The organism is Clostridium fessum (genome assembly GCF_003024715.1).
GTDB lineage: Bacteria > Bacillota > Clostridia > Lachnospirales > Lachnospiraceae > Otoolea > Otoolea fessa.
Map to the genome: position 1 here is coordinate 241,282 of NZ_PYLO01000002.1, position 22,440 is coordinate 263,721.

The 22,440-nt window shown below is 44.3% G+C and carries 24 protein-coding genes; 6 read left to right on the forward strand and 18 right to left on the reverse strand.

Features of this window, described 5'->3' with window-relative positions:
- Positions 1 to 24: 24 nt before the first annotated feature.
- Positions 25 to 309 carry a helix-turn-helix domain-containing protein gene (locus C7U56_RS06145; protein ID WP_022360005.1) on the reverse strand — a complete coding sequence of 95 codons (285 nt, stop codon included), beginning with the start codon at positions 307 to 309 and terminating at the stop codon, positions 25 to 27.
- Between the two features lie 314 nt (positions 310 to 623).
- Between C7U56_RS06145 and C7U56_RS06150 the strand changes: the two genes are divergently transcribed.
- The 5 genes from C7U56_RS06150 (at position 624) to C7U56_RS06170 (ending at position 6,560) form a co-directional block, all read left to right on the forward strand.
- A complete protein-coding gene (locus C7U56_RS06150; protein WP_107000612.1) occupies positions 624 to 1,946 on the forward strand; it encodes a sodium-dependent transporter in 1,323 nt (440 codons plus the stop codon).
- Between the two features lie 555 nt (positions 1,947 to 2,501).
- The gene (locus C7U56_RS06155) at positions 2,502 to 3,527 is read left to right on the forward strand and encodes a methionine ABC transporter ATP-binding protein (RefSeq protein WP_107000613.1); all 1,026 of its coding nucleotides are present in this window, start codon (positions 2,502 to 2,504) and stop codon (positions 3,525 to 3,527) included.
- A complete protein-coding gene (locus C7U56_RS06160; protein WP_107000614.1) occupies positions 3,524 to 4,192 on the forward strand; it encodes a methionine ABC transporter permease in 669 nt (222 codons plus the stop codon). The genes C7U56_RS06155 and C7U56_RS06160 overlap by 4 nt, the downstream gene beginning before the upstream one ends.
- Before the next feature lie 74 nt (positions 4,193 to 4,266).
- Complete coding sequence (locus C7U56_RS06165) at positions 4,267 to 5,172, forward strand: MetQ/NlpA family ABC transporter substrate-binding protein (protein ID WP_107000615.1); 906 nt, start codon at positions 4,267 to 4,269, stop codon at positions 5,170 to 5,172.
- 47 nt (positions 5,173 to 5,219) lie between these two features.
- Complete coding sequence (locus C7U56_RS06170) at positions 5,220 to 6,560, forward strand: amidohydrolase (protein WP_107000616.1); 1,341 nt, start codon at positions 5,220 to 5,222, stop codon at positions 6,558 to 6,560.
- Positions 6,561 to 6,647: 87 nt separating this feature from the next.
- On the opposite strand, the gene C7U56_RS06175 is transcribed toward C7U56_RS06170, so the two are convergent.
- The 17 genes from C7U56_RS06175 to C7U56_RS06255 all read right to left on the reverse strand — a co-directional run bounded on the left by C7U56_RS06175 (position 6,648) and on the right by C7U56_RS06255 (position 21,455).
- Positions 6,648 to 8,192, reverse strand: a complete 1,545-nt coding sequence (locus C7U56_RS06175; RefSeq protein ID WP_107000617.1) for a PucR family transcriptional regulator — start codon at positions 8,190 to 8,192, stop codon at positions 6,648 to 6,650.
- 82 nt (positions 8,193 to 8,274) lie between these two features.
- Positions 8,275 to 9,465 carry an amidohydrolase family protein gene (locus C7U56_RS06180; protein ID WP_107000618.1) on the reverse strand — a complete coding sequence of 397 codons (1,191 nt, stop codon included), beginning with the start codon at positions 9,463 to 9,465 and terminating at the stop codon, positions 8,275 to 8,277.
- 19 nt (positions 9,466 to 9,484) lie between these two features.
- Positions 9,485 to 10,138: a hypothetical protein gene (locus C7U56_RS06185; RefSeq protein WP_107000619.1), complete on the reverse strand. Its 654-nt coding sequence runs from the start codon at positions 10,136 to 10,138 to the stop codon at positions 9,485 to 9,487.
- A 21-nt stretch (positions 10,139 to 10,159) separates the two neighbouring features.
- Entirely contained in the window at positions 10,160 to 10,870 is a 711-nt protein-coding gene (locus C7U56_RS06190) for a DUF5058 family protein (RefSeq protein WP_181357189.1), read from the reverse strand.
- A gap of 273 nt (positions 10,871 to 11,143) precedes the next feature.
- Positions 11,144 to 11,476, reverse strand: a complete 333-nt coding sequence (locus C7U56_RS06195; RefSeq protein ID WP_333493404.1) for a hypothetical protein — start codon at positions 11,474 to 11,476, stop codon at positions 11,144 to 11,146.
- On the reverse strand, positions 11,415 to 11,897 hold the full coding sequence (locus tag C7U56_RS06200; protein ID WP_333493403.1) for a hypothetical protein: 483 nt from the start codon (positions 11,895 to 11,897) through the stop codon (positions 11,415 to 11,417). Before C7U56_RS06200 ends, C7U56_RS06195 begins: the two co-directional genes overlap by 62 nt.
- Positions 11,898 to 11,952: 55 nt before the next feature.
- On the reverse strand, positions 11,953 to 12,723 hold the full coding sequence (locus C7U56_RS06205) for a TraX family protein (RefSeq protein WP_233430205.1): 771 nt from the start codon (positions 12,721 to 12,723) through the stop codon (positions 11,953 to 11,955).
- A 24-nt stretch (positions 12,724 to 12,747) separates the two neighbouring features.
- Complete coding sequence (gene bilS, locus C7U56_RS06210; protein WP_107000621.1) at positions 12,748 to 13,248, reverse strand: flavodoxin family protein BilS; 501 nt, start codon at positions 13,246 to 13,248, stop codon at positions 12,748 to 12,750.
- Between the two features lie 67 nt (positions 13,249 to 13,315).
- Positions 13,316 to 14,230 carry a hypothetical protein gene (locus C7U56_RS06215; RefSeq protein ID WP_233430206.1) on the reverse strand — a complete coding sequence of 305 codons (915 nt, stop codon included), beginning with the start codon at positions 14,228 to 14,230 and terminating at the stop codon, positions 13,316 to 13,318.
- A 138-nt stretch (positions 14,231 to 14,368) separates the two neighbouring features.
- Positions 14,369 to 14,800, reverse strand: a complete 432-nt coding sequence (locus C7U56_RS06220) for an N-acetyltransferase (protein ID WP_107000622.1) — start codon at positions 14,798 to 14,800, stop codon at positions 14,369 to 14,371.
- 55 nt (positions 14,801 to 14,855) lie between these two features.
- The gene (locus C7U56_RS06225) at positions 14,856 to 15,446 is read right to left on the reverse strand and encodes a nitroreductase family protein (protein ID WP_107000623.1); all 591 of its coding nucleotides are present in this window, start codon (positions 15,444 to 15,446) and stop codon (positions 14,856 to 14,858) included.
- 29 nt (positions 15,447 to 15,475) lie between these two features.
- Entirely contained in the window at positions 15,476 to 16,150 is a 675-nt protein-coding gene (gene sfsA / locus C7U56_RS06230) for a DNA/RNA nuclease SfsA (protein ID WP_107000624.1), read from the reverse strand.
- A gap of 87 nt (positions 16,151 to 16,237) precedes the next feature.
- Entirely contained in the window at positions 16,238 to 17,191 is a 954-nt protein-coding gene (locus C7U56_RS06235) for an L-lactate dehydrogenase (protein WP_022359991.1), read from the reverse strand.
- Positions 17,192 to 17,669: 478 nt separating this feature from the next.
- Positions 17,670 to 18,314: a cysteine hydrolase family protein gene (locus C7U56_RS06240; RefSeq protein WP_022359990.1), complete on the reverse strand. Its 645-nt coding sequence runs from the start codon at positions 18,312 to 18,314 to the stop codon at positions 17,670 to 17,672.
- A gap of 17 nt (positions 18,315 to 18,331) precedes the next feature.
- The gene (locus C7U56_RS06245; RefSeq protein ID WP_022359989.1) at positions 18,332 to 19,660 is read right to left on the reverse strand and encodes a TRAP transporter large permease; all 1,329 of its coding nucleotides are present in this window, start codon (positions 19,658 to 19,660) and stop codon (positions 18,332 to 18,334) included.
- Positions 19,657 to 20,190, reverse strand: a complete 534-nt coding sequence (locus C7U56_RS06250) for a TRAP transporter small permease (protein ID WP_107000625.1) — start codon at positions 20,188 to 20,190, stop codon at positions 19,657 to 19,659. Before C7U56_RS06250 ends, C7U56_RS06245 begins: the two co-directional genes overlap by 4 nt.
- A 140-nt stretch (positions 20,191 to 20,330) precedes the next feature.
- Entirely contained in the window at positions 20,331 to 21,455 is a 1,125-nt protein-coding gene (locus C7U56_RS06255; RefSeq protein ID WP_227589777.1) for a C4-dicarboxylate TRAP transporter substrate-binding protein, read from the reverse strand.
- A gap of 288 nt (positions 21,456 to 21,743) precedes the next feature.
- On the opposite strand from C7U56_RS06255, the gene C7U56_RS06260 reads away from it, so the two are divergent.
- Positions 21,744 to 22,403 (forward strand): GntR family transcriptional regulator, encoded by a 660-nt coding sequence (locus C7U56_RS06260; protein WP_107000626.1) that lies wholly within the window; start codon positions 21,744 to 21,746, stop codon positions 22,401 to 22,403.
- Positions 22,404 to 22,440 lie beyond the last annotated feature (37 nt).

Here is a 22,440-nt window from a genome sequence, read left to right on the forward strand (position 1 = left end):
CCTGTGCGCCCCGGCGCACGCCTCTTATTCATCTACCAATGTAATCTGTACCCGTTTCCCCATCGCCGCTGCGATCTTTACCATAAAATCCAGCGACGGATTGTAGCTGCCGCTCTCGAAGCGGGTGATATTCGGCTGGGAAATCCCCGCCTTTCTGCCAAGCTCCGTCTGTGTCATGCCGTTTAACTTACGATTCTGCTTAAATCCCTCGATCGTCGCCTCCCGCGCCTCCTGCTGCCAGCGCTCCATCCACTGTCTGTATTCCGCATCCGTCTGAAACGTCTCCGGAATCCTGTTTGCGTTTTTCATTGTGCTACCTTCTCCTTTTCGAATCTGCTCTGCCGCGGCGCCACCCTCCCAAAGCCCGCCGCTGCCGTCCTCTATAGAATACCATCTTTCCACCCTATAAATCAAGGTATTTCCCTGTAACGGTTCACCGGCAGTTACTTTAGATCGCCTTTTCCCCTAAAACATACGATTCGCGCGCTCTGCCACTTGAAAGCAATGCCTCTCTTCTGGTATAATAGATGGACTTATGCAAACATCTGCCTGACCGCTTCCAATCGGCGGACTTCTAGATATTTGCGGCAAATCTTATATAATGTTTGAGGAGTTACAATTTCATGGAAAAAAGAGAATCTTTCAACAGTAAGTGGGGCTTCATCCTCGCCTGTATCGGCTCAGCGGTCGGTATGGGAAATCTCTGGATGTTTCCCACCCGCGTCTCCCTGTACGGCGGTGGCTCGTTCCTGATCCCGTACTTTATCTTCGTCGCCCTGATCGGCTCCACGGGTGTCATCGGGGAAATGTGCCTGGGACGCGGCACCCGCTCCGGTCCAATCGACGCGTTCGGCGCTGCCTGCGAGACACGCGGCAGGCGCAAACTGGGTGACGCGCTCGGTTTCATCCCGGCAGCCGGTTCCCTCGCGATGGCGATCGGCTATACCGTCGTCATGGGCTGGATCCTAAAATATGCCATCGGAGCCTTTACCGGTGCCACGCTTGCCCCGGCCGACACAGACGGTTTTGCCTCTGCTTTCGGCTCGATGGCGTCCGCATTTGGAAACAATGGCTGGCAGCTTGCCGCCCTCTTCTTCTGCATTCTGATTCTGATGTTCGGCGTCGGAAGCGGAATCGAGAACGCCAACAAGCTGATGATGCCGGTATTCTTCATCCTGTTTGTCTTTTTAGGCATCTACGTAGCATTCCAGCCGGGTGCGATGCAGGGTTACCGCTACATTTTCCGCATCGATCCTGAGATCCTCGCAGACCCAAAAACATGGATTTTCGCACTGGGGCAGGCATTTTTCTCCCTGTCCGTCGCCGGAAATGGAACCTTAATCTACGGTTCCTACCTCTCCGATGAGGAAAACATCCCGGCATCCGCCGCGCGGGTTGCCCTGTTTGATACGATCGCCGCGATTCTCGCCGCCCTCGTCATCATCCCGGCAATGGCAACCACCGGCGCAAAACTTGATCAGGGTGGTCCGGGACTTCTCTTCATCTACCTCCCGAACCTCATCCGCTCAATGCCGGGCGGTACGTTGATCGCGATTATTTTCTTCGTAGCCGTTCTCTTCGCCGGGATGACCTCCCTGCTCAATCTCTACGAAGCACCGATCGCCACCGTCCAGGAAAAACTCCACCTCGGCCGCGTCCCTGCCTGCGCAGTTATCGGTATCATCGGAGCTGCCGTCTCCCTGTTAATCCAGGGCATCGTCTCCGACTGGATGGACGTTCTCTCCATCTACATCTGCCCTCTCGGTGCCGGACTCGCCGGAATCATGTTCTTCTGGGTATTCGGAAAAGACTATGCAGAAACGCAGGTCAACAAAGGTCGCGAAAAGAATTTTACAAAATGGTTTGTACCGGTGTGCCGCTATATTTATATTCCGGTATGTGCGCTGGTATTAATATTAGGCATCGCATTGGGCGGTATTGGATGATATGAAAAAGAATGTGCCTTGGCACATTCTCGCGGAGCGTTTTTTATTTCATAGGACACAATTTCCTATGAAATAAAAAAATGATTGACAAATCTCATTTCCGCGCTATAATAAGAGCTATCATTTAAAACCCACAAAACAAGTAGGAAATATATTTTTATAATCGTTTATGAATTTTAAGGAAAGGAGGAAACCATCATGAGAACATCTTATTCAGTTATGTCTGCTATGTGTTGTTGTATGGAGTGTATGTTCTGCTGTTGCTGTGACACTCTTACTTTTGTTGTGCAGGCAGATAACTGGATGATATCTTCATGAGGTTTTTCTCATCTTGCTTTCACTGGAAAGTGATAGATACAATCCAATTTAGGAGGTCTGGACAACCAGACCTCCTTTTTTGTACCCATTTATATTTCAGTATGCAAAATTAAATATTTATATTGCATTCAGATATATCATTCGTATAAAAAACGCGACACATACAGAAGTCATTTTTCAGGAATTATCCCTTAAAAATGTGCTTCCCCAGATAAACAAAGTTAAAGGAGACCAGAAATGATTCGATTTGAACATTTAAGTAAAACATTCCAGACGAAAGACGGTGCATTTGAAGCACTGAAGGATGTGTCCTTCGAAATCGAAAAGGGCGATATCTACGGCGTCATCGGTTACAGCGGTGCCGGAAAATCCACCCTGATCCGAATGGTAAACGCCCTGGAAAGACCGACTTCCGGAAAGATTTTTGTCGAAGATAAGGACATTGGAAGCCTGAGTGCAAAAGAGCTTCGCAGCCTCCGAAAGGGAATCGGAATGATTTTCCAGCAGTTCAACCTCCTGGAATCCAAGACAATTTACGACAACGTCGCGATTGCCCTGAAACTAAACGGCACCCCCAAAAAAGACATCGAAGCGCGTGTGAATGAGCTGCTGGAGTTCGTCGAACTTTCCGATAAGAAGTCCTACTATCCGGGACAGCTCTCCGGCGGACAGAAACAGCGCGTCGGTATCGCAAGGGCACTTGCAAATAATCCGTCGATTCTTCTCTGCGATGAGGCGACCAGCGCCCTCGACCCGAAAACGACCGATTCCATTCTCGATTTGCTAAAGAAGATTAATGAAACTCTTCATATTACAATTGTGATTATCACACATGAGATGAATGTCATCCAGAAAATCTGTAATAAAGTCGCCGTCATGGATTTCGGTAAAGTCGTAGAAACGGGCTCTGTCATCCAGGTTTTCTCAGACCCGCAGTCCGATATCGCCAAACGGTTTGTCGGCAATCTCATCCACGACGTTATTCCGGAACCGCTCGTCGAGAGCATCCGCCGAGAAACGCGGAACAGCCGCCTTCTCCGCATCAAGCTGGAAAATACAGACAGCACGGAACCGCTTCTGTGGGATATTAACCGGCGGTTTGAGGTGGAAACCAACATTCTCTACTCCACCATCAACGTTATTCAGGGCATCGTCGTCGGCATCATGCTCGTTCTCTTCATCGGAAGCGACGAGGAAATCAAAAAAGCCGAGCGCTACATTCTCGAATCAAACGAAGAATATAAGGAGGTTGTATTACCATGATTCAGCAGTATTTAGGCATTTCGCCGGACAAACTCATCAAGGCCGGTTGGGAAACCCTGTATATGGTCGGTTTTTCCCTGATTATCGGTTCCATCGTCGGATTTTTCATCGCCATTGTCTTATGGCTGACCCGCAAAGGCGGGCTCAAAGAAAATCCACTGCTTTACACGATTTTAAACGGTTTCATCAACATCATCCGAAGCACACCGTTTATCATCCTTCTGGTATGTGTAATGCCCTTTACGAAAATCATCGTCGGCACCCGGATCGGTACCAAGGCGGCCATCGTGCCGTTAGTTATCTATACCGCCCCATTTTTAGCAAGACTTCTTGAGACATCGCTTCTGGAAGTCGGCGGTGGCATCATCGAGGCAGCCCAGTCGATGGGAGCGACCACGTTCCAGATTATCGTTCATTTTGTGCTTCCGGAAGCATTTGCTTCGGTTATCCTGGCTCTGACAACCGGCACCATCGCCCTCATCGGAGCAACTGCGATGGCTGGCTACATCGGAGGCGGCGGCATCGGAAACATCGCCCTGACCTACGGCTATCAGACCTTTAACTTCCCGCTGATGTTTGCGACCGTTTTCATCCTGATTGCATTTGTCTGGATCATCCAGAGTCTGGGAAACCGACTGTCACAGAAGAGACGGACACATCAGTAAACCAAATTATATCATAAAAGCTATTAAATTATTTTATATACAAAATAATAAAACGAAAAAAGGAGAACCCCATTATGAAAAACGTAAAAGCCTATGTAAGAACCACCCTGACCGCCGGTCTGATCCTCGCAGCTGCTGTTCTGGGAGGCTGCTCAAAGAGTGATGCTGGAAGCTCCGCTGCTGATACTGCCGCTGCTTCTTCCGGCACCGAATCTGCTGCTTCCGCCGATGCTTCCAATTCTAATAAGAAGGAGCTCAAATACGGAAAAGCTGCCGGTCCGTACACTGTCTTATTTGAGGATGCCATCAAACCAATTCTGGAAAAAGAGGGCTATACACTCACCGAGGTTGATTTCTCTGACCTTCTCCAGAATGACCTTGCTTTAAATGACGGCGAAATCGATTTCAATGTAGAGCAGCATACCGCTTATGCCGAAAATTTCGACGAAGCCCAGAAGGGTAACCTGGTCCCGATTTCCCCGATTCCTACCGTTCCGGCTGCCATCTTTTCTGCCACCGAAACCTCTCTGGACGCCATTCAAGACGGTGCCAAAGTAGCCGTTCCAGACGATGCCGCCAACACAGCCCGCGCTTATGTACTCTTACAGAAAGCCGGATGGATCACCTTAAACCCGGATGTGGATCTCTCCACTGTCACCCAGGCAGACATCACGGAAAACCCTTACAACATCGAATTTACCGAAATGAACTCCACCAATATTCCAGCTGTTTTAGATGACTTTGATTATGCGGTTATCACCGGAAGTATTGTATACAATGCAGGAATCGATCCATCCACTGCCCTTCTTCAGGAAGACATCCTGCCGCATCTGATTCTGCAGGTCGTTGTAAAAGAGGAAAATAAAGATGCTCAGTGGGCAAAAGATATCGTTGCTGCTTACCACTCCGATGAATTCAAAGAATATTTAGACAAGAATAACAATGGTTTATGGTTTGTTCCGGAGGAACTGTTTAACTAATAGGAAACAGCATCGGAATACACCAGCAGGAAACAGGGGGATTTCACATGGCTCTCATTTTAGATAAAACCGAACAGAAAATTGTCGATATCATCGACGCACACCGCGACGAGATCATCGCATTCGCCAAAGATATCTACACCCATGCAGAGCTGGGTTATAAAGAATACAGAACTGCAGAAAAATTTGCTTCTTTCATGAAAAATCTGGGTCTTGAGACAAAGGAAGGACTGGCTGTCACCGGTGTCAAAGCCTACTTAAATGAAGAAGAGAAAACGAATGTAAGTCTGGCTCTCATCGGGGAACTGGATGCGCTCCGCATCCCGGAACATAAATATTCCAATCCGGAGACTCAGGGAGCTCACTGCTGCGGACATCATGCCCAGCTGGCCGGTGTCATCGGTGCAGCCCTGGCTCTGACCAATGAAGATGTAAAAAAAGAGCTGGACGGACAGGTTGTATTCTTCGCCGTACCGGCAGAGGAATATGGTGAGATTGAATTTAAAAACTCCCTGACCGCACAGGGCAAAATCAAATACGGTGGCGGAAAATGTGAACTCATCCGCATCGGTGCTTTTGATGACATCGACCTGGATATCGTCCACCACACCGGTGATAAAGATATCAGTGTCGGTTCCCACTCCAACAACGGTTTCGTCTCCAAGGTCATTCGTTATAAGGGACTGGCTGCCCACGCAGCCGGTGCCCCGCATCTGGGAGTCAATGCATTAAATGCAGCCTCCCTCGGACTTTCCGCCCTGGCTTACCAGCGCGAAACCTTCCGGGATGATGACCATGTCCGGATTCATCCCATTATCACAAAAGGCGGTAATCTCGTCAATGTAGTACCGGATGAGGTGGTAATCGAAACTCTGGTACGTGCCGCCAACAAAGATGCCATCGCAGATGCTGCCGCCAAAACCGACCGTGCCTTCAAAGCCGGTGCCATCGCCGTCGGTGCTTCCTGCGAAATCACCACTATGCCCGGATATCTTCCGGCTCTGAGTGAAAAAGCCGATGAATCAGTTCTGGCAGCCGCTGAGATTGCCGCACAAACCAGTGAAAACGATTACCAGATCGTCCAGGAAGATACCCACGCCTACAGCGGCGGTTCCACCGATGTGGGGGATGTACAGCATCTGCAGCCGGTCCTTACCTTCAACACCGGCGGTAAGGTAAGCGGCCTCCACTCCGTTGATTTCGATATCGTAGACGAGGAACTTGCCTATGTGGTCACTGCAAAAATCTTCGCCCTCTCCGCTTACCGCCTGCTTCGGGACGGGGCTGTGAAAGCAAAAGAAATTGTGGCGAATTATCAGCCCATCTTTACCAAAGAGGAGTATATCAAATATATGGATTCCTTTATCAAGACGGAAACGTATTCATAATGGATTTCATTATTTGCTAAATTTCTAATATTTTATAGAAAAGACAGGAGATATTGTTTATTGCAACACGTCCTGTCTTTTCCTCCCTCACAAAATATCCTTTTCTTCTAGTATTTCTGGATATAAATCCAATATTTTATATGTAAATAGCAACCTTTCTACAATATCTGCCGTATAGTTTGAAATTCCTGATAAGTCATTAAATTTTCTTAATCTATATTCCATTGTATTTCGATGAATTCCCAATTTCTGTGCAGCTGCTGTTACACTAGCAAGTTCTAAAGCAATTCTTTTAGAATATGCGAATGAAGTACCATATTTGTGGTCATATCTAAATACCTCTAGTAATTCAGGCATACAAAAGTATTGGATATGTCCTTCCCTTCCAATCTTCTTTATAGCACAATACATAATATAATCTTGATAATGAATCAGGCTTTTATTAAAATGCAGACTTTTTTCAAGTCCTATAACCATTAATAGTTGATTAAGAATATATGCAAAATCTGTAATTTTATGGAATTGATTGCTGCATACTGCTAGCAAATCATATTTTTCCAGAAATGCTTCCAACACATTCAAGCATATTCCAACCTCTTTTGTATCAAAAAATAAAATCAGTTTTCTATTGACTTCAAGAATAATGGCTTCAGGGAAAATCAGCGACAAATGATTTCTATATGACATCATCATTCGTGACTCTGCCTTTCTGGTTTTATCAGAAATAGCAATTATATAGTAATGATCATGAAGCATCCACGAAAAACCTTCTGCCCGTTTTTTGAACTCTGCTTCTGAGTATTTTGCATCCTGAATTAATTCTTGCAATAGATTTTCACTTCGTGTTGTATTAGGTAAAATATTTTCTTTTTCAAGAAATAGTTGAAGTGCTCCACACAAAAAATTCATAATTTCGATATCACTATCTTTGAACGGATGATTATAAGCCACCGTTAAAAACCAGCCAAAATATCTTCGATTTACAATCAATCGGCAAATTAAACGTTCTCTTTTTTTGGGTGATTTCAAAAGAAACGTCTGCGGTGTATTTTTTATTTGCTCCAGAACGTTAGCGTAATCGTATTTCTGAAATAGTTCACTTGTCACATATCCCATTCGAAATACACTATTTAATATCTCGTCATCTGCAGCCATTACTTCATTTGCCGAATGTACCAATAATCTTGTTGTAAAATCTTGTAATAAAATAGGATTTCCAAGGATACTAGCAGCAACATCCAATAAATCCTTTATAGACGTACAATCAAACAAAGCACGACTGATCGCCAATTCTGCCTCCAAGATACGACTTTCCAAATTTAATTTCGATAAAAGTGCTGTAAACACTTCTCCCGGAGCATCACTCTGATATATTATATAATTCTCTGGTTTCTGCATATCAATAAAATCATTCAAATTTCCTAAAAGAATAAATATAGATGGGGCTTCCAGACAGCCATCTCCTACCTCTAACAATACCGGAGCTGTTACCACATAAATAATATTTTTTGTGAATGCTACAGACGTCAATGAAAGATTACAGACTTGGCAAATGTTCTGAGACATATCTTTTATGTGAATTTCTTCTATATTCTCAGCTGATAATGCCTCTGTCAAAACGGAAAGCTTCATATTTTCTCACCTACTTCTACAATTAGCAAAGAGGCACTACAAGCGCAGCACCTCTCTAGTTCCAGTTTTAATTGTCTTTATATTAAACCATTTCTCCAGATTTGTATACCCCAATCAAGCAATCCGTATATGCTTTCAAATTAGTATATGGATTTTCTCCCAAAAGCACTAAATCAGCAATCTTACCTGGTTCAATCGTCCCAATTTCTTCTGACATCCCTAATACTTCTGCCGATGTTAACGTTGCAGAAGAAATAATCTTTTCTGGAGGCATTCCATAATCCTGCATAACTAGCATTTCCTTAAATGCAGATGGCTGTGAACCAAAACACGGAGAACCCGCATCCGTTCCTAATGCAATCTTCACCCCTTTTTCCATTGCTCTCGCAAAAGTGCTTTTCTGCTGTCTTGTTACAAGAGCAGAACGTTCCACCATAAAATCACTTAACACACCCTTGTTTTCCGATAATATTTTATAAATAGCCAATGTTGGAACCAAAGTTAGTCCTTTTTCTTTCATCATGTCTAAATACTCATCCGGAATGTCCGGTCCATGTTCAATCGTATCAATTCCTGCCTTGATACATTCAATAATTCCTTCCTGCGAAACTGCATGAACAGCAACCTTCATATGAAGACGATGTGCTTCATGAACAATAAATTTAAGCTGATCTAAATCGTACATGCTTGGTCCAACATCTTCCAGTCCAGCTGCACCACCAGTATCCATAATTTTAATCCACTGGCAACGGATTCCTTTTTTTACAAACAAAGTCTTTTTTTCCCGTATTGCATACAAAAGTTCATCTTTCGTATTTGCAATCGTTCCAATTGATGGAACATGTCCATATATACTCTGAATTGCAGAACCGCATGGAATAACTCTCGAACCTTTAATCCATCCCTTTTCAACTGCAAACGCCGTTTCAATTGATAAATCCTTAGGACTTCCTACTTCTCGTATGGTTGTAACTCCCTTTTTTAAAGAATTTTCAACATTATGTACACTTCTCAAAAAAGCTTGATATGGACCGTACATTTCATCCATATCTTCTGAAATAGCGCTTCCGTCCCATGTACTATGTACATGCATATCAATAATTCCTGGTGATAAATATTTTCCTTCACCGTCTACCACCTGATCCGCAGAACTCTTAATATCTCTTCCTATTTTCTCTATTCTTTCATTTTTGATCCAAACATCCACATCTGAAAGTATCTGCTGATTTCGAACATCAACTACATTCACATGTTTAAATAATAAAGTGCTCATAAATCCTTCACCTCCATTTTTATTCCTGTTTTATAATACCTGTTTTATACATGAATCTGGCAATAATAATTGTAAGCGCTATTCCTCCTAACAATACCCACTGAAGATCAATTTTTAATACTAGTATTCCTAATAAACAAAGAACAACTGAAACAACTGAAACCTTGAATTCTTTTAAAAGCCACAGTCCAGCTAAAGCACCAAATATTGCAGGAACGACATTACTAAATGCCGGAGCAAGAACTGCAGAATTTAACACTGGGGTCAATGGCTGCATCAAAACGATTCCCAATGCAATAATTACCGTTGTCGTGATACTGGATACTGCCACTGCCACAACTGATACAGCATTTGCTTTTTCACTTCCAGCTTCTATACCAGCTATACTCATTGCTGACAACGCACAAGGAATTTTCTGATTCTGCAGATTTCCGGTAATATAAGTCAAATAAAGGCTTCCTGGTCCTAAAATAGGTGGAAAAGCAATCATTTCACTTAAAACATACGAAGCCATCAAAATCCACATTGTTAAAACTCCTGGCCATATTATTTTAAAATCCGGCCATATTCCAGAACGTACTGAAGCAAAAAACGGAAATGCGCAGATTGCAATCAACATTGCCCATCCATATAATCTTCCATCATGATGCATTTTCTTTTCAAAATCAGTCATTAGACTTCACTCCTTTCCTAATTATGCTAAGAGCGGTGTTATAATCATTGATAATACTAATCCAAATAAAATTGTTAACGGAAAAGCATAATCTTTCAACCATTTTAGTGCTGGATTTTTCGCTGCCAAATTACATACATATGAAAACAGAAAACATCCAATAATAACCAGACTCGGAACAATTCCTTTTTTTCCACTATTAATTGCAAACGCAGCAATTACTGTAACTAATGCACAAAGACTGAAAATACCAATCCAACGGCTATCCTTTTTTCGGAAAACATCATAGGTTTTACAAACTGGTTTTAAAACCACTAAGACAATTGGCAATGCAACTGAACATCCTAATGTCATCGACCATGCAGCATTAATCCATGCCTCGATCGTCATTGTCGTCGATGTAAACTCAACTCCCATTGCTTCTGCTGCCATTGTTGCTGAAATTAATTCATTATTTGCTGAGCCTATAACAGAAGTCCTAAGCCATGGCAATGCTACACCAAGAACTGGAACCATTACGATTACGCTAAGCACAATCGGGATAGATGGAACCAAACTGATTCCAATGCAATTAATAACAATTTTTTTTAGCTCTTCCTTGCTTACTCCCAACCTTTCTGCTTCTTTCCAACCATTTTTCAAAAAAATGATACAGACAATGGTAACTAAAACCAAAACAACGGCAACAAAGATTGTAAAACTAGCATTGTTTACAAATTTCTGATAATCCATTCCCATTCCTCCTTGCTGTAAATATTTTCTTGTTGCAATTATTTTATAAAACCTTGTCTTATTTTTCATTGTGCTCAGTGTACAAATCTATAATCGCATTTTTGTCTGTATGTTTAATGTATTTGTCGTTTTTAACAAGATTTTCAGTCTTTTCCGGCATCATATGACTAAAATAAGGCGAGAAGTGCTTCTCGTCACTGCACTTCTCGCCTCATTTACAATTGTATATTCAAAAACACCTTAAGCATTTTTCCATTCATTCACCGTTGATTTTTACAGCACCTTCCGTCCATTTACTGTCAGCTTAAAGGTCGTTCCCAGTATCTCCGCCGACTTCCGGCAAAGCATCATTCTTCCCAGGAAAATCTCAAAATAATCATACATGGAACATATCTTTTCATCTACCTGAAGATTCAGGGCAATAACTGAACGATCCTTTTCAATCTTAAGTTTGGACTCTGTTACCGCATAATTCACACGGTCGTGGATATCAAAAGTGGCTCTCTCTTTTTCACGAACACGGCTTCTTCGTACATCCGTCTTATCAGCGATAATCAGAGCTGCGGATATTACATCCTCCGGACTTCCGGTGTGCGGCAGTCTCACCGTAGACACCGGCTCCGTGGAAACAGAAGACCGAGCCGCTTGGGTTTGCCAAATCCGCATCCGGATCATAACCGGCTGCTTCGATGACCTCTTCCTCATTATGGCAGGGTCCATATCCATCCAGGGTACAGACAAGCTGTCCTAAGCCGCTGGTATAAACCGTTACTTCTGTCTGATATCCATCCAAGGATGAAGCCGGTGCACGGCCGGTAAGTATCGCCTGTCCATCCTCCAGAACCGGTCCTTCAAAAACCGCAAACCGGCGTTCCAGATCCGTCATTGCACGTCCTACCATCTTGTCCGGTATCGTCAGATGAAATGCATAAAATGGCTCCAAAAGCATCGAATGTGCCTGCATCAGGCCATGACGGATAGCCCGGTAAACCGACTGACGTAAATCACCGCCATTCAAGGTATTCACAGGCAATTTTACTACCTGTTATGATACCATGAATGGCGGGGATTGTAAAATTTTATCATCGGTTGATGAAATTCAGTACCACCACAAGCAGCAGCATATGAACTGGATAAAATGCATAACAGAGATACTGGAATGGTTTACTGTGGTAGCCCTGTCTGCCGCGGTACAGCCAGATGGGGATCAATGCCAGAAGCGCAAGCCCCTGCTGGCACAGTTCAAATTCCATGCCAAAGAGCTGAACCGGATACATCAGACCGCCCAGCAGTTCCACATTCAGCCAGTATAGGGCAGCCAGCTGTCCCAAGAAGCACCACCATTTCCGCCCATGGAGGAAATAGAACACAAATACCGTCAGAACACCGACTCCGTAGTAATCCACCATGCAAAGAGTTCCCAGTACCAGACCTGCCAGCACAACCAAAACGCACACCAGCAGATACATCCAGGTTTTTCCTTTTTTCCGTACCTGTTCCATAAGCCAGACACCTAAAAGGCCCAACAGGAATGTCCAGAGGACATTCTGGTGAACCGGATAAAACCAGGTACCGCCGTACATCAAATCAAAGGGAATTTCTGAAAGCACTGCAAACAGCAGCATCCGAAGGATGTACTTTTTAAAGCTTCTGGTGTGGAAGTACCCCTCCACCGCCATAAAAGCGAAGATAGGAAATGCCACTCTTCCGGCACAGGTAAGCCACTCCCTAGCAGGAAGAAGCGTCGCCCAAAGGTGATCCATCAGCATAAGCGTCATGGCGATGATATGCAGTGCCGCCGCACTGATATCAAAACGTTTCAAGGTGGATTCATTGATTCTGTTTGTCAACACAAATTTACTCCTTTGGGTCTATTTTTATGATAAAACGATATTTCTAAGCTTATCTAAGTCATCCTTATCCGGATGTGAAAGCGCCCGTTCAAAATTTTCAATCAGAACATCCAGATTCGCCGGATACTCCGGCTGTTCCTTCAGCTTTACATAGTGATCTCTCACTGCCATCGGCATTTTACCCTGGCACATATATTCACCAATTACCGTGTTACTGGAATCTATCGACTGTTTCACATTTGTAAGGATCCTCCGGTAATAGGCCTCATCGACACCAAAACCAGCAGTTCCAAACAGGAAAATCTTTTTATTTCTCAAGGACGCAAGGAGTTTAAGGGAATCTCCGTCTGCATTTCCCTTATCGGTCCAGAAGCCAACATAAAGAACCTCCGAAGATGGTTCCTCCCCCTTCGCTTCTCCAAAATAATCACATGTTTCCGCTGGCAGCACCTCGTGAATCTGATCGGCCAGCTTTCTTGTATTTCCAGTTAAACTGCTGAATATAATTGAATATCTTTTTTCCATATCTTGTCTCCTGCCGTATGTATTTCTATTTCACCACGTTAAGGAGTTACCTTACCCTATCTTTATATCAAAACATGCCCGGCAGTTTCGCCGCCAGGAATAATCCAGCACCAAATGAGATCAGATTGGCCACAAAGGAATACAGGATATAATATGCATCCTCCTTTTTCTTTTCTGATAGCCTCTTAAGAATTGTGCAATACAACACTGCCTCCAGAGCAAATACAATCAGCTCAAAAAGTACATAGAAAAATGTAAATGCAAGAGGGCCGGAATTATAATTAATCACATTGAGCAGCACATTTAAGATAATTTGCGTAATAATGTTGACAACAGCCAGAATCAACAGCTGTTTTTTCTGTCTGAAACCAAACAGCAGCGCCACCAGCATTTCGATTAAAATAGTAAGGACGATCCTTGCCCCAAGAGCCAGCATCTCCTGCCGGTAATTATACGAACGGTAGGCCTCAATCCGCTCATTGGTACTCAAATCATCATTGTATTCCACCGAACCGATATCCACACCATCCATATCCACTGTATAATACGTATCAAATGCATAACGAGCATAAATTCCACTGGATACAAAGGTTTCCGTTTCCGGATAATACAGAAGAATCTTAAAATCACCCGGCGGATAATAGGTCCATGCAAGCTCTTTGCTTTCACTTACCTTCCAGCTCCGCTGCAGAAAATAGTATCCATCCGGATCCTTGTAATTCACAAAGATCTTCCAGATACCAGGATCCATGTACTCTTTCTGGGCACTCTCCGTTCTTCCATCCCAGGCACTTGCCGGACCAGTAGATTTCTCCTTCGACAGCAAAGTTCCATAACAGAGCTCATCCCCCATATGCTCAAACTGAATCCGAACAGAGGCCTTTGGTCCCATATCGGCATTGACTGTCATCGGAAACAATAAAACTACCATTATCATGCATAGAAACATCATAAAAACAGGACTGTATTTTCTATTTTTCATACCAAAAGCCTCCCTTCAGATATTTTTATTCTGGTAAAGAATCTCATCGGCATTCTTGCTGCAAAATACTACATCCGATGGGAATCATCTTCCATCTTGTAAACAAACAGGCGGTTCATCCCCTCCTGCCATGGGTATTCAAATTCCAGACGATTCCCAATTCATCACATATTCTTTTTCTCCTGTGAATTCGTCCATCTCTTCACTCTGAATAGTAAATCCTTCTCGTTGATAAAAAGACATTGCCCTGACATTCTTCTGATATACCTTTAACTGTAATCTGTCTTTTTTATCCTTGATGTAATCCAACAACATTTTACCGATGCCACGTGACTGCATTTCGTCAGAAACAAAAATACCTTCTATGTATTCATCATTTATTCCTATAAAGCCTTGAATCATTTTATCATCTTCATACACATAAACTTCCGCCTGTGGCAGCATTTCCTTCACGAATTCATAATTACTTATCCAGTATTGTTCAGGAATAAAAAAATGTGCTTTCAGATTAGTTTTCAACCATATATCAGCGACTCTATTTATATCTACCTTCTGCAACTTTCTAATCATAACGATTATTCTCCATCCAACCTGATTATAACACGATTAACTCATTACGATTTACCTATCTGTACTCAACAATTTCTTCGAAAGGTTTCCTTGGTCTTTTAGCCGGAGCTTCATTGGCAAATCCAATCGCAACAATTCCTGTCAATTGGCTGTCTGTTCCGATAAAATCCATCAGCTCATTATAGGCAAAACAAGTATTGGCAATCCATAAGGTGCCCAATCCATATCCCGTTGCTGTCAGAATCATATTTTCAATCGCCGCACCTATGGACAGTGAATCACATATTTCAACAATTCGCTTTTCATTTTCAATGCTTGCAAATGGAGTATGCTGGTTGGTATTAAGCACTGCTATAAGGCATGGGGCCTCCTGCATGATTCTAACGGTATTCTCAGCATCCGGTATGGCAAATGCCCATTCCGGCATAAGTTCATGGGTCATTTTTTCTGAATTTATACCATGACGCATGACATCAACCAGTTTATCTTTTTCTTTCCCCTGATATACAATAAATTTCCAAGGCTGCCTGTTTTTAGCAGATGGTGCAAGGGAAGCACTGTATATGATCTCGTCAATTAACTTCCTTTCGATCTCATCTGGCTTATATTTTCTTATACTTCTTCTATTCTCAATTTCACGTATCATAGATTTCTCTCTCCTTTAGAACCTTGCCCTCAAGACTCATCTTCTCCTATGATTTCCAACCTATCCATCCCAACATGACATTTCAGGAAAAGCACCTCAACACCTGCTGCCTTTGCCTCGTGAAGTGCAGCGCCAAATTCGGGATGCGTTTCCGTATTCGGCCTGACTTCACTGATGCCTTCCATTTGAATCACAAATGCTATCAAACATTTATATCCTTGTCCGCACGCAGCTGCAAGTTCCCTTAAATGCTTAACTCCTCTTTCCGTCGGGGCATCTGGAAAATATCCAACTCCGTCTATCTCAAGGGTGCAGCCTTTGACTTCCATTAGATATTTTTGCTTTCCTTTTTCCATATAGAAATCCATCCGGCTATTTCCAAAGGTATACTCTGGTTTAATACAATCATACCCCTGTGTCATCAGCCATTCTTTTACCACTTTATTCGGTGCCTGAGAATCAATGTTAACCCATATCATATTCTTCTTAACTGCAATCAAATCATAGCGAGTCTTTCGATTTGGATTCTTTTCTATGCAATCTTCCAAAATCACTTCCGCCCCCCGCAGCAGTAATTCACGACAACGTCCCGTATTCTTTACATGAACCGATTCTACCTCTTCCGAGCCATCAATCTTTACCCGCGCAATAAAACGATTGGGACGTTCTATGAAAATTGCTTTCACTATCTTATCATATTTCATGTGACGTTTCCTATAGAAAAAAATTTTATAGTAAAACCGATTGGTTCAGATGGGCTGCCGTGCCAATGTACGGCAGCCCATCTGGCATCATTCTATCAGCCCTTTCGCTACCTCTTTCAGTTTCTTAGCCGATTCCACCAACTTCTCCGCCTCTTCCTCACTCAATGCAATCGGCACATGCGTCTCCACACCCCCGATTCCCACGATCGCCGGCATACTCAGCGTGATATCCTCGATGCCATATTCCCCATGCATCATCGCGGACACTGGCAGAATCGAGCGCTCATTGCGGACGATACACTCGCAGATGCGTTTTACCGACATTGCAATTCCGTAATACGTCGCCTGTTTTTTCGAAATAATTTCGTACGCACTGTTTTTGACCTTCTCCGCGATCGCGTCCATCGCCGCATCGTGGTTAAAATGTCCGCGCATCTCGCAGAAATCATTCAGAGGAATTCCCGATACATTCGTACTGCTCCATGCCGCGATCTCGCTATCCCCGTGCTCACCGATAATAAATGAATGAACACTCCGGCTGTCCACGCCCAGGTGTTCGCCCAGCGCATATTTAAGCCGTGCCGTGTCAAGCACCGTCCCTGAACCGAGCACCCGGTTCTCCGGCAGCCCGCTCAGTTTCAATGCCACATACGTCAAAATATCTACCGGATTCGATACGATCAGCAGAATCCCGCCAAAATCGCGTTTTACAATCTCCGGGATGATACTCTGATAAATTGCCGTATTCTTCTGCACCAGGTCAAGCCGCGTCTCCCCCGGCTTCTGGTTCGCCCCCGCTGTGATAATGATGATCGCCGCGTCCGCCGCGTCGTCATACGTGCCCGCGTAGATCTTCATCTGCCCTGCAAACGGAATCCCGTGCGCGATATCCTTCGCCTCGCCGTCCGCCTTTTCCATATTCACATCTAACAGAACCAGCTCGGAAAATAACCGGCTCTGCATCAGTGTAAATGCCGTTGCTGAACCCACAAATCCGCACCCGATGACTGCCGCTTTTCTTGGATTTACCTCTCTGCTCATACGCTCATTTCTCCTTTTTTCTCCGGCTTATACTGCATGTCCATATTTCTAGCATCCACTCTCTGCATATGGACAAGCATGCCTCTAGTCTCTCCTGCCATTCATATGTATTGTGCCGCTTACAAGAAGGAGTATACATGCTTTGGGACATTTTTTCAGTTGTTTAAACAACGAAAATAGAAACTACAACACTTTCTGATCATCCGATGACAATGTGATCTACCAACAAAGAGGCGTTTCCATCATGTATTTTTCCGTACAGTCCCGCTGCTTCGATTCTGCCGAAATCTATTTTCACTTTGCATCACAGCAGGCAGAGTTCTTCGTAACTATCTTATTTATGTAAAATTGAATAAAAACATGTAAAATCAACATTTTCATCGATAGACAAAAAAGTCCCACGAAACTGCTACTTCCGGCAATCCCGTGGGATGTTTTCGTTTTTTTATTTCAAAGCTCTGCCACGCTCACATTCTGGCTACTCCAGCGCCTCCAGAAATTCCTCATGGTTCATGACTTTTCCAATCTTCGGGAAAATCCATTTTTCACAGAAATCCTGCTCTTCCTGCGTATCGGTCGCGGTGCAGTCGTTGATGACGATGACACGGTAGCCCTTATCATACGCCGAACGCGCCGATGACTCTACACACCAGTCGGTATGGAAACCAGTAAATGCTACATACTCGATCTCATTTGCCCGCAGATAATAGTCCAAACCAGTCGAATGGAACGCGTCTAGCGTTTTCTTGCCTTCAACCACCACATCACCCGGCTGCGGAGTCAATTCTTTGATAATCTCCGGTCCCGGTGTGCCGCGCAGCCATGCGCCGGTTCCCCAGTCTGCTTCCATATCCATCTCGATTCCACGCAGACCCTCACACGCCGGACCACCCTTTTTCAGCTCTGGAAATCCCGGATCAAACGGATGGAACGGGCAATAAAAGATTTTTGCCACCTGACCTCGCGCCTTCTCCAGTAAATCCTGAAGATTGGCGATGACATGACGCTCGGCGAGCTGCTCCTTGATGTGGGCGTACATCGTTCCGCCCTCGGACAAGAAGTCATTCTGCGGTTCAATCAAAACAATCGCAACTTTCTCTTTCGGAATCTTAATCTGTGCCATACACTTCTCCTTTCCTATTACATCGCATTCGGCAGGAATAATACAATCTGCGGAATGAAAATACAAATCAAATCGACAATAATGATCGCTGCCAAGAACCACATCGAACCGGCGAAAATCTCGTTGACTGTGATCCCCTCCATGCCATCCATTCCGTACAGGGACGATTTAACGGTAAATACGTTCATGCCAAACGGAGGCGTAATCATACCGGTTTCAATCGCAATGATCATAACCAGACCGAACCATACTAAGTCATAGCCTAAATCTGCCATAATCGGGCACATCAGAGGCGTCGTTAAAAGCAGAATCGAAGTAGAATCCAGGATACATCCCAGTACCATCAGAATCAGGATAAATAATAAAACGATTCCGATCGGCGGGATGCTGAAACCTTCTACCAGATCCCGGAGTACATTGATGACACCGCACATGGACAACGTCTTGGAATATGTGGATGCCGATACCAGAAGAATCAGGACGCTGCCGGAGGTTGAACCTGCCGATAAAAGTGTCTCCCAGAACTCCTTGCGGTTGAATCGCTTCCGGAAAATCACAATCAGGAAAGCGCCGAACGCACCGACTCCGCCTGCTTCCGTCGGAGTGAAGAATCCACACCAGATACCTCCGAGGGAGATGATAATCAGAAGAACAATCGGCCACGGACGCAGCACAATTTTCCAGAAATTTTCTTTTTCATACTCAGTCAGCTCCTCTACCTCCGGAATATAATCCGGTTTGATATGTGCGACCGTCAAAATGACGATGATAAATGCGATCGTCATCAGAATACCCGGCATAACCGCCGCCACAAACAACTTGCCGATCGATACGTCCGCCTGCGAGCCGTAGACAATCATCAGAAGACTCGGAGGAATCAACATACCTAAGATCGCAGAGCCAGAGATCGTTCCCAGCGCGATCTTACGGTTATATTTCAGACGAAGCATCTGCGGAAGTGCAATTTTCGTAAAAACAGCCGCTGACGCAACCGTAACACCTGTGATAGCTGCGAAAATCGCATTGGCGATAACCGTCGCGATTCCGACGCCGCCCCGGACTTTCTTTAATAAAAGGCTGGCTGAATCATACAAATCCTGGCTGGCGCCGGATAAGTTCGCCAGAAGTCCCATCAAGACAAACAGCGGAATAACGCCGAACATATACTGCCGGACCGCGCCCCACGCCGACTGGCTTAGCACGTTCATCGCTGTTGAAAAACGTCCCGTGAAAAGGAATACACTGAGCACACTGGTAAACATCAGGGATGTGCTCAGATGAACACCAAAGAAAATCAGCGCCAGCAAAAGAATCAGTGAAAGTGCTGCTACTGCTCCTGTACTCATTCTGCCTTCCCCCCTTCTGCAAAGCTTTTTCCTGTAACTAATTCATACGTATACTTTATAATCTGGTTGATAAATTCCAGAATCATCAGCGCGGAACCGAATATAATGGAAAAACGCCCCGGAACCGTTGTGATACGGACCGATCCGGCTATCTCCGCTTCATGAATCGAAATTGCATTTAACAGATTTCCCCAGCTTGCCCGGATAATAAATGCATACACCAAAACACCAATCAGCGCTGCTACAATATCGATCACATGTTTTCCCTTTACACCGACCTTATCATACAGCATAGTTGTCCGGACATGGGCTCCCTTAACTGCTACATACGGAATCTCCAGAAAACATACGATAATGATAATGCTGCTGACAATTTCCGCCGTTCCCGCGAACGGTTTATTTAATATCAATCGGCTTAGAACGTCCGCTGTAATCAGAATCATGATTCCAAATACTGAGATCGCTGCAATTCCATCCATAATACTCAAAAAACGTTCCAGACACCGATCTAATTTTCTAAGGACTGACATATCATCCCACCTTTTCTCTCTTCTGTCTGTTCTTTCTCTGTCTTTCTGAACACATCGGGACATACCTTCGCTGTATGTCCCGATGCACTTTTCACACGGCTCACACTCTCCTCTGCGACAAGCCGCTCCCTTCAATTTTCTTACTCGCTGATCTTCCAGTCGCGTACTCTCTCTACACCCTGAGATTCCAGAATCTCATAATAATCTTCCACGATCTCGGAACCATTGTACCCAGCGTCGTCAAGGCTCTTTACCAGACCATTGACAACATCCGGAAGACTTGCTGCCCATTTTTCCTGCTCTTCACGGCTCAGAGTTGTAACGGTACAGCCCTGCTCTTCCAGTGCTTTGATATCTTCTTCGTGAATCGTATTGATATACTCAGACTCATAGTCCAGATAGCCCTCGCCAACCTCGGAAATGATGTTCTGTACATCCTCCGGCAGGTCATTCCAGGTATCCATATTGACAGTAATTGCATTGAACGGAACTACGTTGAAGTTTGCGTCCAGATAATACGGCGCTACCTCATATACCTTTAAGTTGACACAGGAATGGGTCGGCTGAATCGTCGCCTGACATACATTCGTCTGTAAGTTCTGATAGGTATCATTTAAGGAAGTCTGGACGCCGACTGCACCAGAGCCCTCGATCCAGGAGAGGTTGATGCCTGCCGCGCCGATCTTCATTCCGTTTACATCTTCCAGAGACTTAACTTCTTTCGTGCTGAAGAATCCATACGGATCCGATACACCGATTCCGACGAACTTCTGGTTGTAGCTGTCTTCATAAATCGAAGTGAATTCCGGATATTTCTCATACATCTGTTTGATCGTCTCTGCCACAATCAGCGGATCGGAGCAGGAGAACGGCATACTGTAAACCATATCCTGTAACGGAAGTCTGGATGCCTCAAATACAAGAATCGTACATCCGATATCGACCAGACCATCCTGCACGCCCTGCAACTCATTTCCCAGGGAGATAACAGAACCGCCGTAGGATTTAACCCAGTCGATCTCATAATTTGTCTCTTCACTGACTCTCTCCGATACATTTTTCACAAAATAATCTTCCAGCGCTGTGATCCATGGGTTGGATTCCGAATGTCCGGATCCAATTCGAAGTGTAATCTTTTCTTTTCCGCTGGTTGCTTCTGCCTGTTTTTTATCGCCGCCTGTTGTACTGTCTGTTTTCGCGGATGAACTTCCACCGCATCCCGTCATTGCCGTCATTGCCATTATCGCTGCTAAACCTAATGCCACAAATCGTCTTCTCCTCATGTTCCTTCTTCCTTTCTTTTTCTCTTTTTCACGTTCTGCGTTTCTTTTTTGTTTCGCCTCTCCGTTGGACACCGGATATTGGATACAATTTGATACTATTACTCTAACACCACCTGTCTGTTTTGTCAATAAACTTTCTTATATAAACATCATTCTGTACAGTTTAAACAATATTTTAGTTTCAGATTGGATACATTATCCAATTTTATTGCTATTCCTTTTCTTTTCGGTTATAATAATCATAAAGAAATTTAAAAGGAGCCATGGTTTATGGATCAGACACAACCAATTATTCAATATACAACCGTTTCCGACTCAGTCTATCTCTGGGTCAAAAATGCAATTATTCAAGGTGAGTTTAAGCCAGGCGAACATATCGCCCAGGAACGCCTCACCAAAACACTTGGAGTCAGCCGCACCCCGGTCCGCGACGCAATCAAACGTCTGGAAGCAGAGGGACTTTTGATCACGAAACCGCACTGTGGGGCAGTCGTATTCCAGCTCTCCAAGGAACGTCTGACGGAAATCTACGACATCCGTATCCTGATGGAGCAGTACTGCGCCGCCAGAACCTGTATCAGGGCAAGTGATGACGATATCCGCCAATTGGAAGAGATTAGTTTAAAAATGCTCGATTTTTCCAATAATTCGAAGGAATTTATGCAGCTGGACCGCCAGTTTCACACCCGGTTCTGTGAGCTCTCCGGCTGCGACGACACCGTTGAGATCCTGCAGGGACTCTGGAATAAATGTGATTCCTTCAAATCCATCTACTACTCTCTGGAGGGACGCATCAACGATACTCTGTCCGAGCATGCAAAGATCATCCAGGGACTGAAAAACCGCGATATCGACGCCACCAAACAGGCGATCTACGGTCATCTGAAAGATGTTGTCGAATGTGTTGGACGCCAAGCCAATTTTTCTTAAAGACAAAACACCTACCAAGCATCGACAGCCGTATAAT